Source organism: Salmonella sp. SSDFZ54, from assembly GCF_004010735.1.
In the GTDB taxonomy this organism is placed as follows: domain Bacteria; phylum Pseudomonadota; class Gammaproteobacteria; order Enterobacterales; family Enterobacteriaceae; genus Salmonella; species Salmonella enterica.
In genome coordinates this window covers 621530-638422 of the sequence record NZ_CP034819.1, presented here as the reverse complement: position 1 = coordinate 638422, position 16893 = coordinate 621530, and the positions used below count along the sequence as shown (strand labels likewise).

4 protein-coding genes are annotated in these 16893 nt (G+C 56.9%); all 4 read right to left on the bottom strand.

What is annotated here, in order from left to right:
- Positions 1 to 8 precede the first annotated feature (8 nt).
- The 4 genes from EOS97_RS02965 to bapA all read right to left on the bottom strand — a co-directional run bounded on the left by EOS97_RS02965 (position 9) and on the right by bapA (position 16305).
- Positions 9 to 1172 (bottom strand): HlyD family type I secretion periplasmic adaptor subunit, encoded by a 1164-nt coding sequence (locus EOS97_RS02965; RefSeq protein ID WP_072101394.1) that lies wholly within the window; start codon positions 1170 to 1172, stop codon positions 9 to 11.
- A 7-nt stretch (positions 1173 to 1179) separates the two neighbouring features.
- Entirely contained in the window at positions 1180 to 3360 is a 2181-nt protein-coding gene (locus EOS97_RS02960; protein WP_000196143.1) for a type I secretion system permease/ATPase, read from the bottom strand.
- On the bottom strand, positions 3357 to 4766 hold the full coding sequence (locus tag EOS97_RS02955) for a TolC family outer membrane protein (RefSeq protein ID WP_000533860.1): 1410 nt from the start codon (positions 4764 to 4766) through the stop codon (positions 3357 to 3359). Before EOS97_RS02955 ends, EOS97_RS02960 begins: the two co-directional genes overlap by 4 nt.
- Before the next feature lie 64 nt (positions 4767 to 4830).
- Positions 4831 to 16305 (bottom strand): biofilm-associated protein BapA, encoded by an 11475-nt coding sequence (gene bapA, locus EOS97_RS02950; protein WP_023165907.1) that lies wholly within the window; start codon positions 16303 to 16305, stop codon positions 4831 to 4833.
- Positions 16306 to 16893: the final 588 nt, after the last annotated feature.

Here is a 16893-nt window from a genome sequence, read left to right as displayed (position 1 = left end):
TCAACGATTTACCGCTCGCGCAGCGCTTCTTTCGCGCGATTAAACGGTTTGATTAAATAGTCGACAATGGTTTTTTCACCAGTTTTGATATCCACCGTGGCGATCATGCCTGGAACAATCGAAAAACGGCGTCCTGATTTATTTTGTAGATAGTCCTGGTGGGTGCGGATAAATACGCGATAGTAGAAAATTTCCGGTTTCACTTTATCCTGAATGGTGTCCGGTGAAATGGTCTCCACCACGCCGTCAAGCCCGCCGTAAATGGCGTAATCGTAAGCAGTAATTTTAACCAATGCGCGTTGGCCGGGATGAATAAAGGCGATATCACGTGGCGAAAGGCGGGTTTCAATCAGCAGACGATCGTCTACCGGCACTATCTCCATCATCTCGCCGTTAGGCGGGATTACGCCGCCAATCGTCGTGACCTGGATATTTTTAACAATGCCGCGTACCGGCGAACGCACGGTGAGGCGGGTGACGGAATCCTCACGTCCTTTTAAAATGGCGGAGAGCATATCGACCTCAGCGTTTGCTTTCGATAACGCTTCGCGTGCCTGCACATAATATTGTGAGCGCAGATCGGTAATTTTTAAGCCTAAATCGCTTTTTTGTCGTTGCAGGCGTAGCACTTCAACATGACTGGCCGCGCCGCTTTTCTCCAGCCGCTGGGTAATGGTCAGCTCTTTATTAACCGACGCCAGCGCATCCCGTAGCTCGGCTTCGGTATCGGCCAGCTGCGCGCGGCGGCTTTTATAGAGACGCGTCTCTGCGGCAATCAGATCCGGCCAGCCGTTCAGCTCAGCGGGAAAGGCGAGAGGTAAGTCGCTGACTTCCGCGGTTAACCGTGCGCTGGAGGCGAGTGAAGCGCGATATTTTGCCGCACTTTCACCCACACTGGACGCCAGACGCGTCGGATCAAGCCGGGCGACAATCTGGTTAGCCTGAACTCTGTCGCCTTCCCGCACCGTCAACTGCGCCAGAATGCCGCCATCCAGCGACTGCAGAACCTGTTCGCGTGAACTGGGGATCACTTTCCCGTTGCCGGTGGAAACCTCATCCAGCCGGCCAAACCACGCCCAGATGCCGAGAATGAGAAATAACAGTGAGCAGATCAGAACAATACGACCCGCGCCGGAAAACGCCCGTTCACGCTGAATATCGGGATCGTCCATCGCGGCATCATGCTGATTGATTTTCATTTTTCCACTCCCGACGGTGACTTTGCATCCGATCCGCGTTAAGCGCCTGCGCTTTTGGCGCATCCATCACCAGTTGTCCTTCTTTCAGGACAACGACACGCTCAACCAGCTCCAGTATTGGTACCCGGTGCGTCGCGACGACCAGGGTTCGATTGCCAAGCCACTGATGTAACCGCTGAATAAACTCTCGTTCCGTATGCTCGTCCAGCGAGGCGCTGGGTTCGTCAAGTAGCACAATATTGGGGGAGCGCAGCAGCATTCTCGCCAGCAACAGGGACTGACGCTGCCCACCGGACAGGCCGTTACCGCCCTCCATAATGGGATGATCCAACCCTTTTGCCAGCCGCCTGACGAAGACGGCGCCGCCGCTGACTTCGAGCGCGTCAAAAATCTGTTCATCGTTGGCGTGCGGCGCGCCGAGCGTCAGGTTCTCTCGTAGGGTGCCGAAGAAAAGCCGCGCGTTCTGGCTAAGAAAGCCGATGTTGCGGCGTAAATCCGCCATATCGATGTGCGACAAGCTGAGATTATCAAGCCGGGCATCTCCCTGAATCATCTCCAGGCCGCCCGCCATCGCCTGTAAAAGTGTGGATTTACCCGCACCGTTACGCCCCAGTATCGCAATCCGCTCGCCTGGCATGATCTCCAGACGCACGAGGCGCAGCGGTATGCGTTGATCGTCGTTATGGTAACGAAACTGAGCGTTTTCAAAGAGGTAATGCCCGTGGAGGATGTCGCGGTGTATCAGGCTATCATCATGCTGTGTCTCGGTGGGCAGTTGCATAATGTTGTCGAGACCCATCTTCGCCGCTTTCACCTGCTGCCAGCGCGCTAGCACGCCGCACAGGTTAGCCATTGGCGCGATCATCCGCGAGCCGAGCATCGACGCGGCGACCACGGCGCCGGTAGTCATACTGCCTTCAATGACCATCGGCGCGCCGAACATAATCACTGCAGCATACACCAGACTTTGTACCGACATCCCCCAACTGATAAGCCCTTGCGTGAGTTTGCGGGTGCGTAGACCCGACTCGCCGGTAATACGGATATAGCTATTCCACTGCTGAAGAAAGCGGTTCTCCGCCTGCATCAGTTTAATATCTTCCAGCCCCTGAACGCTTTCGACCAAGACTGCATTGCGTAGCGTCGCTTCGTGGGCGGCCTGGTTGGCGAGGACAGCCAGTTTTTTTTGCAGTGCGACGCCTGGCAGGATCATCAGCAGAGCCGCCACGGGCGCTATCCATGCCAGCGGTGGGGCAATAATCGCCAGGACTACCATAAACAGGAAAAAGAAAGGCAGATCGACAATGGTCGCCAGCGTTGAAGAGGTAATCATCTCGCGGATCTGCTCCAGTTCGCGTAACTGCGAGATAAAACTGCCGGTGGAACGGGGGATAGCGCTGTTGCGCAGCCTTAACGCATGACCGAATACCCGATCGGAAATGCGCATATCGGCGCGTTTACCGAGCACGTCCATAATGTGCGTACGCGCTTCACGCAGCAGAAAACCGAACAGCACCGCTACCAGCACGCCGAAGGAGAGCACGTACAGGGTAGGATATGACTGAGCGGGGATCACCCGATCGTAAACCTGCATAGAGAACACAATCCCGGCCAGCGACAGCACGTTAATCAGAAAGGCGGCGACCATTACCGGTAAATAAGGGCGAATATCCTGCAGAACCAGCTCGCGCATCCAGTCGGGTTTAAAGCGGGAGATATAGCGATCGACGCGGCTATCCTTGAGCGCCGATAGCGGGCGTAGCGCGGCAACATAGAGGATCTCCGGCAATAACTCGCTGAGCGTCAGGCGGTTACGCTGACCCTCTTCTTCAATCACAAAAACGTCTACCGCATCTTCGCCATTAACATGCTCGATGACCAATAACTGCCCGTCCCGGAGCTCGACAACCAACGGCAATCGCCACTGACTAAATGCCGTTTTGTCTATGTCCGGCACATGAAAGGATAAACCCGCCTGCCGCGCGAGCTGCGTTAAGGCGGTCGTTCTGCTTTTACCCCTAAACCACGGGGCGTTGGCCTGAATTGAACCGGGAGAACAGGCAACGCGATAATGACCGGCGACATGGCTGATGGCCTGCGCCCATTGGCTTAGCGCGCGCTCACTGAGTACCTCTTCTACATCGGGGGCGGCGCGGGTCATGGCTGGATCTCCACGGATTGAATGCTGCGATGATTTAACGCGAACGCCTGACGAAGCGCGCCGGTGTTATACAGACAGTTCAGTTGTAACTGATGCAACTGGCTTTCCGTTTGCAGTTCGGCAAAACGCGCCTGGTAAACTTCCTGCTCCGCATTAAGCACGTCGAGCAGCGGGCGGGAACCGAGGTCAAGGTATTGCTGCTGATACAGTTCGCGCGTGCGTTCGCTAAGCTGCTGTTGCCGACGAAGGATTTGTAACGCGCTGGCAAGACTCATTGCCTGGCTGCGCGCCTCCATCAGTTTCTGGCGGACATCAAGCCGGGTGCGCTGAATGGTCGACTGAGCCGCGTCTACCGCATGGCTGGCGGCGTTGCGTCGGGCGGTCAGCCCTCCGCCCTGGTAAAGCGGCATCTCAACTTTCACCCAGGTGGAATACTGGGTTTTATCCAGCACTTCATGACTGGGATATTTATCATTAAGATAATGTTGTACAGAAGGTTCGAGCGAAATCGTCGGCGTCATTTGCGCGCTGGCATAGTCCAGATTCGCCCGCGCAACGTTGGCCTGCGCCCAGGCGGCCAGTACCGCGGGCACCAGTCGATCGTCGGGAGTCGCCGTCTCACAGCTGCGAGCAAGTTTCGCCGGGAAGTCATTATTGATGCCGTTAAGCGAATTCCAGCCCAGCCAGCTCATCAGTGAGGCTTTCGCACTGTCGAGATTGGCCTGATACTGCGCCAGTTGCGAGCGGGCGGATTCGATTCTGGCTTCGGTTTGCACCACGTCAGAGAGCGACGTAGCGCCTTCATCGCTGCGCTGCCGGATAAGTTTACCGATGCCGTCCAGCGCGGTGAGCTGTTCTTCCGCCGCTTCTACCATTTGCTGCCAGCTCTGCGTTTGTACAATGGCGTTGGCGGTTTCGTGCGCGACGGTATCAATACTGAGCAACACATTAGCCTGTTGCTGTGCTGCGCCTGCGGTTTCGGCGCGAACCTGGCTTGCCACTTTGCCGAAGTCATAAAGCATTTGCGATACTGACAGCACCAGCGAGGGGCTATACCCGTGATCGGTGTAGGTATTGCTGTACCCATTGTTCACGCCAGCGCTGACTTTCGGATAATATTTCGATTTGGCGACCTCTATTTGTTCATTCTGTGCGAGCAGTTTGCCGACGGCTTCGCGAATAGAAGGATGCCAGTTAACGGCGCGATTGACCGCGTCATTGAGCGTCAGGTTGCCCGGCGCGGCGGCGCTGAGCGGCAACTCAGCGGCGGAGCCATCCAGCGAAGGAAGCATCTGGTCCGTTGCTAATCCTTCGGATGTAATCATTGGCGGCGCTTCTGCGCCCCGGGGCTGGTGATGAAACAAAGCAAATGCCAGTACGATGGCGACAGGCGCGACTCTTCCCATAGTTTATCCCTTTTAAATATCACCGCTTGTTGCCCCGAACGTCGTGGCGTTCGGGGCTTTTTTATCAACCGCCGGTTATCAGGTGGTTGTTCTGCAACAGATCATTTAGCGTGAGCTGCACATTCTCCAGAGTGACAAGGTCGGTTGATTTAAACGCGCTGCCGGCGCCGTCGCGATCGACGGATATCACCGTATTGGCGCCGCTGGTATGAACCTGAACAAAGTTACCCAGCGTCGCCGCCTGGTGATCCCATCCCGTCAGCAGTTCATGGATATCGATCTTGTCGCCCTGCGCGGTAGAGAAGTTTTGCCAGCGATCGGCGCCGTTGCCGCCGGTCGCGTCCGCGCCGTTTAACAGGTGGTAAATCAGCGTATCGCCATAGGCGGAGCCGATGAGAACATCGTTTTGGTTGGTACTGACGATTTGCGGCGCCATATCAATGGTCAATGTGGCGCTATCCGTATGACCCATCTTGTCATCCAGTTGATAGGTAAAGACCTCTTTACTGGTGATGGACGACATCGCGACGCCATTATTCAGGGTGTAGGTGTAAGCGCCATCAAGGTTAATTTGCAATGTGCCGTAATGTCCCTGAATCGTGGCGCTGGTGGTATTCGCCGCGGCGTCCAGCGTGGCGGCGCTGCCGTTATACCCGCTAATGCTCAGGCGGGTATTCACCGTATTAAGCTGATCCATCGCCCCCGCCGCGTCGCTGCCGTCAAAAATATTGCCGAGAACGGTATGCGTTCCGGACGTTTCAAAATTATCCAGATCGACAGTGGTGCCGATGACGCGTGGCGTGATCGTCGCCGCCCCGGCCAGGGTATTGGTGCCGGTAAAGTTCAGCGTGTACGTTCCGGCATCCAGCTCCAGGCCGCTCAGGTTGACGGTCACCGTCGCGCTGCCCAGCGTGATATTCGCCACCGGAACGGTTCCGTTGCGTATGACGGTCCCGTTCTCCTGAATGGCCCAGCTAATATTCAGATTGCCCAGCGTAATGAGCGTGGAGACATCAAAAACCAGTGACGCGCCTTTAAGTACGGTGCCCGTTGCAACGTCAAAGGTGCCGCTCCCGCTGCCCGATTTGCCGAGTAGCCCCCAACTGGCGCTGCCGACGTTGGAGTCCAGCCAGGCAGCGGTATCCTGAAGCGTGGCGACGCTAAGGGTATCGCTGACATCATTAATTGCATCCAGCGCCCTGGCGGTTGGCGTGATATTGAGCGAGGCCGTATCGGTATCGCCGTTTGGCGCTTTGACCGTATAGATAAAGCTGTCCGGCGTTTTAATGCTGTCGGCGCCGACGCCGTTCTTCAGCGTGTAGGTATAGTTGCCTCTTGCGTCAATGATGAGCGAGCCATACAGCCCGTTTACCTCCGTCGTGCCGGTCGCCGCAATCGCCACGCCGTTTACTTCAGTGAGGAGGGCGTCCGTAGGGGCGACATCATTGGTCAGTACGTTGCCGGTGGTGTTGGCGGTGATACTGTCAACGGCATAGGTGTGGTCCTGGGAAATCGCCAACGTATAGCCAGTGAGGACGCTAATGCCGCTGGCGGTATTCAGCACGAACAGGTATTCGCCGCCAGGCAACGTCAGGGTCAGCGGCTGAGACTGTCCGGCTAACAGCAGGGTGTTAATCCAGCCCTTTTGCACCCGGAACTGCTCATATTGCTGAATGGCATCGTTGAAGCGATAAACGTACAGATCGAACGTGGAAACCAGTGAGACGCCGCCGACGGTTCCCTGTAACGTCATGGTTCGCGTAGCGCCTTCTTCAACGTTAAAGATGATCGGATTAGTCATATCATCAAGCAGATTCGCGTTCAGTACATTACCAAGTCCGACGCTTAATACCGTGACGCCGCTTTGTGTCGAGGGACCGTTGTTGACGTAGCTAACGTGAGTATCAAAGACCAGCGAGGCGTTATTGTCTGTCGCTATCACGCTGCCCGGTACCGGCGCGGGACCCAAATTAATAACCAGTTGCGCGGCGCTGCTACCGACGCCATTCTGGGTGATGGTGTAGGTGAAGCTCTCTTTATGTCCGTATCCCGCCGTGGGCTTAGTCAGCGTGTAGGTGTAACTGCCATCCTGATTAATGTGCAGCGTGCCGTATTGTCCCTGGATATCCACGCCGCCCGCGCCGACCGGCGTACTGACGCCGTTGGCGTTGGTGATGGCGGTGACCGTGGTGCCCGTCGGCGCGGTATCATCAGTCATGACGTTGCCGGTACTGATGGTTGGCCCGCTAATAATACCTGCGCTGGTCTGGTGTACATCGACATCCAGGCTGGTATATGAACCGGTGGCGAGCAGACTGGTGTTATAAGTGAGTACCCGGTACTGGCCTTCGCCCAGTCCGCTCAGGTTCAGGGTAACGCCGCTCCCGGTCAGGGTAAGCAAATTCGCGAAGTCGCCAACGGCGGTGTTGACGATCGTCGTCCAGGCGCCGAGGCTGGTGTCGTAGCGCTGTACCACAATCTCCTGAGTACTGAGCAGCGAAAGCACGATTCCCGTTGCGGCGGCATCGATGGTGACGTCGCCCGTACCACCTTCAGCAATGGTGAACTCAACCTGAGCGGTATCGTTACCCAAAACCGAGGCGACATCGCCAAGCGCGCCAACCAGCAGCAGGCCGTAATCCGAATAATTTTGCGTGCTGGTGACGGCGGTCGAGGTCAGATCAAGACTGGTGATGTTATCCCTTGCCGCCAGCGGCAGAACCGGCGCGGTAATGCCTAACGCGCCGGAGGCGTTACCCGCAGCGTCAGTAGCCGTCACGTTAATGAGCTGACCTTCAATTTGTTTTGTCGGCAAGGTGAGAGACCATGCGCCGTTGCTGCCGGCGGTGGTGGTGAGCGTCACGCCGCCCGCCAGCGTGACGGTTACGGTGCTGTTTGCCTCTGCCTGTCCGGAAAGTGAACCGCCATCGGCGCTGAGCGTACCTGACGGCGTACCGGGCGCCAGCGTATCGACAATCACCGTCGCGGCGGTGGAGACGCTGCCTGTACCGTTGGCGTTAGTCGCGGTGGCGGTGAAGGCGTGGCTGCCTTCGGTCAAATTACCTGTCGGGGTAAAGCTCCAGTTTCCGCTGGCGTTCGCCGTGGTGGTGCCGAGCAGCGCCCCGTTGTTATAAATGCTCACCGTGGCGCCCGCCTGAGCGGTACCATTCAATGTGGGTTGTGCGTCATTAGTGACCTGACCGTTGGCGATAGCGCCGGTATAAATACCCACATCATCCACTACGTTGGTGATGATCGGTGCCTCCGGCACGCGCGTATCGGGCGCGGTAAATCCGGCGGCAATGCCAGTGTTGCCTGCTTTATCCTGGGCAAATACCAGTAGCGGCTGACCATTGGTCTGCGCGGGCGTGAGTGTGGCGGTGAAGCTGCCTGTACCGTCGGCGGTGGCGGTTCCCAGTACCACACCAGTATCAGAGGTAATCGTCACTGTACTGCCTGCTTCCGCGGTGCCCGTCACGCGATTACCGGTAGCATTGATGACCAGGTTGCCGGGCGCGCCGGGCGCAATGGTATCCACGATAATCGTTATCGATGGCGAAGCGGCGCTAACGTTGCCAGCCGCATCGGCGGCGCTAACGCTATAGGCGTGACTTCCCTGGCCGAGCGCGGCGGTTGGCGTCCAGCTCCAGTTGCCGCTGGCATTGGCGTTCACGGTCGCGACCAGCGCGCCATTATCGAAGATGCTTACCGCGCTGTTGGCTTCCGCGGTACCGTTGAGCGTCGGCTGTGTGTCGTTGGTCGATTGTCCATTGCCAATGGCGCCGGTACTGTTCGGGACATCATCAACGATGCTGGTTATAAGTGGAACCGTTGGCGCAAGGGTATCGACCACGATAGTAAAACCGCTGGTGGCCGGGCTAACGTTGCCTGCCGGGTCGGTGGCGGTCACTGTTAATGTGCGCGTGCCGTCGTTTAACCCTGTCGTCGGCGTGAAGCTCCACGCGCCGCCCGCGTTAGCCGAGGTGACGCCAAGCAGAGTGTTGCCATCATAGATACTGATCACGCTGCCCGCTTCGGCAGTGCCGTTCAGCGTGGGGCGGTTATCATTGGTTATCTGACCATTAGCGAGATTTCCTGTGACCCCGCCCGCGACGTCATCCACTACGGACGTCAGGATCGGCGTTTGCGGCGCGGTGGTATCGACCGTCAGGGTGAAAGCCGTACTGTTCGGGCTGCTGTTTCCTGCGGCATCGGTGGCGACGGCGGTGATGACGTGCGTTCCGCTTGCCAGCGTTGAGGTGGAGACGCTCCACGCGCCGTCAGGCTGGGCCGTTGTCGTGCCAATGACCGTGCCATTTTCATAGAGCGTGATCGTGGCGCCGGCTTCTGCGGTGCCGCTGAAGGTTGGCGTAGGATCGTTGGTATTTTGGCCGTTCGCGATCGTGCCGAGGCCTGGCGCCTGATCGTCACTGACTGATGTGATTACCGGCGTCAGCGGCGGCGTGGTATCGACAACGAAATTAACGCTGTCTGAAACGGGACTGGCGTTGCCTGCGGCATCAACGGCAATGACGATAATTACATGGTTGCCCGTCGCCAGAGAGGCATCGGGCGTGTAGCGCCAGCTACTGCTATTGTCGGCGGGAATTTCAGCCAGCAGCGTGCCGTTATCGTAGAGACGAATAGTTGTGTTGGCTTCACGGGTGCCGCTAATGACAGGGCGCGCCTCGTCTGTGATCTGCCCTGAACTCAGATTGCCGGTAATGGGGCCCGTACCGTCGTAGACCGTATCAATAACAGGCGCGGCGGGAGCCGTGGTATCAATAGTAAACGAGCGTATTTCGGACGCGGCGCTGGTGTTGCCTGCCGCATCGGTTGCTGTCGCCGTCAGGTTCCAGACGCCCGCGCCCAGCGAGGTAGACGGCGTAAAGCTCCAGCTACCGTTGGCCTGAACTTGCGCCGTGCCGACCAGCGCGCTGCCATTATAAATCGAGATGGTTGTACCCGCCTCACCGGTACCCGAGAGTGTTGGTCGGGTTTCGTTCGTCGAGCCGCCGTTGGGGACGATGCCCGTTACTGGCGCCGTATTATCTGCCACGCTGGCGATAACCGGCGCGGCGGGCGGTGTGGCGTCAATCGTCAGCACAAATCCACTGGACACCGCGCTGCTATTACCCGCCGGATCGGTGGCGCTAAGGGTGAACGTGTGGCTACCGTTTGCAAGCGGCGTCTGCGGCGTGAAACTCCATGTGCCGTCGCTATTCACCGTCGTGGTACCGATGGACGCTGGATTGCCGTCAAGATAGACATTAATCGTCGCGCCAGCCTCTCCGCGCCCGTTCAGGGTAGGCGTCGCATCGTTCGTTAGCTGCCCGCTTACCAGGTTGCCGGTAATACCGGGCTGGTCATCCACGACGGAGGTGAGAACCGGAATCGCCGGAGGCGTAATATCGACTATGATCGTCCACGGCGCGGAGACCGCGCTGGTATTGCCCGCCGGATCGGTAGCGCTAACCGTCAGATTATGGCTTCCCTCTGACAAATTGCGGGGCACCGGGAAGGTCCAGCTACCGTTTTCGCCTACCTGAGCCGTGCCAAGCGGCGTACCGTTATCAAAAATGGTGATTGTCGCGCCAGGTTCGCCAGTTCCGTTCAGTATTGGCTGCCGATCGTCGGTGGATTGCCCCGGTAACACCGGAACGGTCGGTTGATTGTTATCGTCAATCACGGAGGTGATAACCGGCACATCTGGCACCAGCGCGTCAATGTTCAGCGTAAAGCCGTCCGAAGGCTGGCCGCTATTGCCAGCGGGATCGGTCGCCACGGCGGTAAAGATGTGCGCGTTGCTCTCCAGCGGCGCGTTCGGGGTGAAGCGCCAGTTGCCGCTTTGATCTACCGTGGCGGAACCGATTTCTACGCCGTTATCCAGAATGCGGATGGTGGCGCCTGCTTCTCCCGTTCCGTTGAGCGTCGGGCGTGAATCATTGGTGAGCGCGCCGTTATCCAGCGTACCGGTCATGCCGGGGACATCATCCGTTGCGCTGGTAATAACCGGTTGCGCCGGCGCGCTAAGATCGACAGTGATCCCGACCGGTGCGGACAGGCCGCCCGGGCCATTCGCATTGGTTGCCTGGACGGTGAAGTAATGTGTGCTTTCGCTTAATGGCGTCGCGATCTCAAAGATCCAGTTCCCGCTGGCGTCAACGGTGGCAAAGCCTGCCGAATCGCCATCAATGAAAACTTCAACGGTAGAGCCGATATCCGTGGTGCCGCGCAGCGTCGGCGTGGTGTCGTCCGTGGCGCCGCCCGCCGCAATATTCCCCTGTACGCTCCCGACATCATCTTCAATCGCCGTGATGGCCGGGACGGCGGGCAGACCGCTGTCGGAAGCGGGAAAATTCGTAGCCGGGCCGTTATTCCCCGCGCGATCGATAGCAATTGCCGTCAGCGTACCGCCATCGGTTTGCGCCGGACTGAGCGTAACGACGAATTCACCGGTGCCATTAGCGACAGCGCTGCCGACCAGGGTGCCATCGATATGATGAATTTCAACGGTAGCGTAAGGGTCGGCAAGTCCGGCGACGCGCGTGCCATCGTCGTCCACCGTCTGGATCGTTGGCGCGGGCGGGGCGGTGATATCCACGGTAATGATGATCGGTTGGGTTTGCGCCGTGGTATTTCCAGCGTCGTCAGTCGCGCTGAAGGTTAGCGCATGGCTGGCTTCTGATAATTCGGGCGTATTGAATGTCCAGGTTCCGTCGGTGACGAGCGCCGTCCCGATTGCCACGCCATTGTCGTAAATCGTGACGGTGCTGCCGTTTTCGCCGCTGCCGTTGATAGTCAGCGTCCGATCGTTAGTAAAGGCGCCATCGGTTAATGGCCCGGTCACTGGCGCAATATCGTCAAGGATCTCATTGACGACGGGCGGCTGCAACGGAACGGTGTCGACGGTGAAGGTAAAGCTGTTCGATACGCCGCTGCTGTTTCCGGCGGCATCGGCGGCAATGGCGGTCAGGGTGTAGACGCCATCCGGCAACGCGCTGGTCACCGACAGCATCCAGGTGCCGGTCTCATCGACGGTGACTACGCCTAAAACGCTGCTGCCGTTATAGAGCGTAATAATGCTGCCGATGTCGCCAGTGCCATGAATGATCGGTGTATTGTCGTCAGTGGTTGCGCCGCTGACAATAGTATCCTGGACTTCGCCGACGTTATCTTCGGCAAAAGTGATAACCGGATTGGCGGGCGCAGTGGTGTCTAGCGTAAAAGTGACTGAGGCTGAAGGTGGACTGATATTGCCCGCTATATCGGTTTCCGTGACGGTAATGGTATAGGTTTCTGGCGTCAGTGCCGCAGGCGTAAAGTTCCAGCTACCGTTATCGCCTACCGTTGTGCGACCAATTTCACTGCCATTATTGTAGAGAATTATCGTGCTGCCGATCTCTCCCGTGCCGCTGAAGGTCGGCGTGGTATCGTTCGTTGCGCCATTATTGCCGATGTTGCCGATAACCGGCGCGACGTTATCGCTGATTAGCGGCGCGTCAGGCTGCGCTGGAGGCTGGGTATCAAGGGTAACGGAGAAAACGCCGGAGGTGGGGCTACTATTGCCTGCGGCATCCGTGGCGGTGGCCGTCAGGATGTTTAACCCTTCGCTCAGATTACGGGTTAGCGGATAGGTCCAGCTACCCTGTGGATTGACCTGGACGGTAGCCAGTTCTACGCCGTTATTGTACAGGGTGATGATGGCGCCGGGTTCGCCGGTGCCGCTGAGGGTCGGCATACGCTGATTGGTAATACTGCCGTTTGCCAGTAGCACCTCGCCTTCTCCGCCTGTGATGGCGGCTGACACGATCTGCGGCGCATCCGGCGCCTGGGTATCGATGCGTAGGGTAAAGCTGATGGATTCGGGACTTTCGTTCCCCGCCGGATCGTTGGCGCGAGCGGTCAGAAGGTGGTCGCCGTCGCCCAGCGCGGCAGGCGGCGTAAACTGCCAGCGCCCGTCCGTGCCGACCAGCGCCTGACCTATGGCATTGCCGTTATCGTAAAGGATGATTGTGTCGCCTGCGGTGCCGCTACCGCTCAACCGGGGCTGGGATTCCTGGGTAATCTGATTGGTATCAATCGTATTTCCGTCGCCGTCAGCTACGCCGATAACGCCGGGGGCGGCAGGGGCCTGGGTATCAATGGTAATCGTAAAATCGGTCGAAAAAGGCGTGGTGTTGCCGTTACTGTCGCTGGCCGTCACGGTAAAGGTGTAGGTGTCGTCCGCCAGTGGCGAGGCCGTGGTGTAGGCGTAGCTCCAGACGCCGGAATTACCGACGATAATATCCGCTATCCGGGCGCCATTCTGATACAGGTGTACTGTGGAACCCGGTTCACCTGTACCGTTAATCGTTGGCGTGCTGTCGTTAGTGAGCCCCAGATGCGCGACGCTACCGAGAATACCCGGCGCATCATCTGTAATGAAGGTGATTACCGGTTGCTGCGGCGATTGCGTATCGACCACCAGGTCGAATGACGCGGCCGGACTGGCATTGCCTTTAGCGTCGGTTGCGATTACGGTCAGTCGATGCGCGCCTTCACCTAAATTTTGCGACGGCGTAAACGTCCAGGCACCGTTGGGCTGTAGCGTGGCGAGTCCCAGTGAAACGCCGTTATCAAAGACTTCGACACGCGCGCCGGCCTCCGCCGTACCGCTAAGGGTGGGACGGTTGTCGTTGGTGGTTTGTCCGTTAACCAGCGGCCCGGTGAAGCTTTCAACATCGTCCAGCACCTGAGTGATAATGGGCTTATCCGGGGCGGTGATATCGGGCGCTTGCGCTGTAGTTGGCGGGCTGACGTTGTTGGCGCTGTCGGTGGCGGTGACGGTAACCTGTTCGCCGTTGGTCTGTGCGGGGACGAGGGGAAGGGTAAAATGACCTTCGCCATCTGCTTTGCCGCTGCCAAGCGGCGTGCCGTCCGGCGTGGCGATCGTGATGGCGCTACCCGGTTCGGCGGTGCCGCTGATACTGGTGCCATCCTCACTAATTACCACGTTTTTCGGCATTTCCGGCGCGGTACTGTCCGGCGCGATAACCGTCGCGGCGGCGCTTTCGTTTTTCGCGACATCGGTGGCGGTAGCGATAAGCGCCTGGCCGTTAGTCTGCGCCGTATTCAGCGGAACGATAAATTGTCCGTTGCCGTTAGCGACGGCGCTGCCAAGTACGGTGTTGCTACTGTCACGGATAGTGACCGTTGCCCCGGCTTCCGCCTGACCGCTTACGGACAGACCGTCGGTCGCCACGATAAGACCGTCCGGTGCCGCAGGCGCAGTTTTATCCGGCGCGTTCAGCGTTTCTACCGGACCGCTATTCGCGGCTTTATCGGTAACGCTAATGCTTAATGTTTCGCCGTTAATTTTCGCCGGGCTAATACCTATTGAGAAGGTACCGTCGTCGCCTGCCGTTCCACTACCGAGCGTATTTCCCTGGCTGTCTTTGATAACCACAGTACTGCCAGCTTCCGTAGTGCCGGTAAGTCTGTCGCCGACGTCGTTAACCGCCAGGCCTTCCAGCACCGGTGGCTGCGTGTCGATATCAATGGTAAAGGAGACGGACTGCCCGCTGGTGCCGCGATCGTTGGTCGCGGTAGCGGTAAAGACATGGTCGCCATCGGCAAGTGCCAGCGAGGGGGTAAAGCTCCATTTGCCGTCAGCGTCAGCGACAATGGGCGGAAAGGTCGGTACAGGAAAGCCATTATCGTTAATCGATATCGTACTGCCTGGTTCAGCAGTACCGCTGAGGGTTGGGCGGTTATCATCTGTGGCATCGCCATTTTTCAGCAGCCCGGTAACGGCGCCAGCGTCATCCGTCACGGTAAGGATAGTCGGCTGGGCAGGATACTGTGAATCAGAAGCGGTAAACTCCGTGGCGGGGCCGATGTTACCGACGGCGTCCTGAATACGCGCTTCCAGACGCTCGCCGTGGGTCTGAGCCGGATTCAGCGTGATGCTGAAGTGGTTATTTTCTCCGGTAATCGTGGAGCCCAGGTAATTTCCCGCCGGGTCATAGATCGACACAGTACTGCCAGCTTCAGCGGTGCCGCTAACGGTTGTGCCGTCTTTCGCAACATTATCAATGATAGCGGCGTCAGGCGGCGTGGTGTCCACAATGATAGTAGGCGTTGTCGTCACGCGGCTCGTGTTTCCGGCATTGTCGCTTTGTTCGACGGTAAAGGTATGTTCGCCATCGCTTAACGGCGTAGTCGGCGTAAAGGTCCAACGTCCATTTTCGTCTACAGTAGCGCTGCCGATGACGGTTGATCCCTCTTTAATCGTGATGGTATTGCCTGCCTCTCCCTGCCCGGAAAATAGCGGTTTTGCCTCGTCAGTCCGGTCATTATTCTGTAGCGGCCCGGTGAGCAAACCGGTGTTATCGGCAATCAGTTCAACGCGTGGGGCATCGGGGCTGAGTGTGTCGATAGTCAGCGTAAAGCTGGCTGATTCGCTACTTTCGCCTTTAACGTTAGTCGCAATGGCGGTGAAATGATTTTCCCCATCCGCTAGCGCGCTGGTAATGGCAAAACGCCAGCTTCCGCTGCTATCAACCGTTGTGGAGCCTATTTCCTGACCATTGGCGTAAATATGGATGACTGTGCCTGCGCTGCCGGTTCCCTCCAGCGTGGGGGTATTGTCGTTCGTAAACTGATTATTGCTCAGCGTGCCGGTGAGGGGAGCGGCATCATCGATAGCGGCGGTGATAGCTGGTGTATCGGGGAGAGGAACGTTGGGCGCATCAATGGTTGCCGATGGGCCGGTATTGCCAGCATCGTCAGTCGCGGTCACGGTAAGTTGTTCGCCGCTAATCTGTGGCGCTGTCAGATCAATACTAAATTTACCGTCGCTATCCGCTTTGCCCTCGCCAACGACGTTACCTGAAGGATCTTTGATGGTAATGGTACTGCCCGCTTCGGCCTCGCCGCTCACCGTTTTTCCGTCCGCTGAAATCAACAATTTGCCGGGAGCGAGAGGCGGGGTAGTATCTACAGGATTACTGCTACCTGGAGTATTGCCGTTAGGGTTACTGCCGCCGGGATTGCTGTTATCAGGGGGATTACCGTCAGGATTGGTGTTATCGGGGGGCGGATTATCGCCATCCGAATGATGGTGGGAATCGCCGCCGCCGGAAGACGCGATAGCGGCAATGCCGCCAGCCGCCACCGCACCAGCCAGTACCCACGGCCAAACGGCGCCGCCTGCTTCATGGGAAGCGCCAGAAGTGACCAGCAGCTCATTAATATCAGCGATTTGTTCAAAATGTAGCCCGGCTTGCGGATTTTCTACCCACCATAACGTGCCATCGTTTTCCGCCAGTACCAGCTGGCTTGCGCCCAGATCGTTGGTAACGTAAAAGTTTTTAATTGTGATCGTTTCGCCGGAATGGAGCGTCACCACCAGATCCTGATTAATGCGCGTAAGTTGACTAATTTCCTCCCGGGCCACTGATAATTTAACAATTGACGGGGCGTTAAGAGTGACCGCTGAGGATTCCACAGTGGTGGAGACGCCAGTCAATTTCGAAACCACGGCGAGTAGACGCATAAATTAGCTCCTGATGGATTTGCTCTGTGTATTAATTAACGGGCACGACGTTCAGGGCAAAATGCGTAGACGAGCCTTCCCGTTCATCATGAGAGATGAATTTCCGTAGCCATATTCTTTTTTATGAGCGTAGGTGAAGGTCTGGTTTTCTCGCCGAATAACCCTTTGTTTTTTGTGCCTGACTAGTGCTTTCGTATTAGATGATATAGTCAGAAAAAAATCTTTCTGCAAATTAAGATCTATTGATAAAGGTGTTAGTGCGTCTGAAATATAACGGAGTTTGTGTTAAGGAGAGGTGGGGTAGGCTAACAACGCATGATGGTTTTTTATTTATCTTTATGTTTTATAATGAGTTTTAATTTAATCTTTTTTTTCTTTTTTAACATAAAAACAATACCTTTTGTGAAGGTATTCAGCAATATTAAATTTTATAAAAATCATTTGAAGTATTGTGTTATTAGGCTATAAAAATTTTTTAAACAAAGAATATATTCTTGTTGTGGTGCGGTATTTATTGCTATTGATAAGCGTCAGACACAGAGAATATATTTTCGAGGCATGCATGAGATATGAATATTGACCAGCTTC

Excerpts from the sequence above, each read along its gene's own strand:
- EOS97_RS02965 (WP_072101394.1), bottom strand. The coding sequence starts at position 1,172 with ATGGACGATCCCGATATTCAGCGTGAACGGGCGTTTTCCGGCGCGGGT.
- EOS97_RS02960 (WP_000196143.1), bottom strand. The coding sequence starts at position 3,360 with ATGACCCGCGCCGCCCCCGATGTAGAAGAGGTACTCAGTGAGCGCGCG.
- EOS97_RS02955 (WP_000533860.1), bottom strand. The coding sequence starts at position 4,766 with ATGGGAAGAGTCGCGCCTGTCGCCATCGTACTGGCATTTGCTTTGTTT.
- bapA (WP_023165907.1), bottom strand. The coding sequence starts at position 16,305 with ATGCGTCTACTCGCCGTGGTTTCGAAATTGACTGGCGTCTCCACCACT.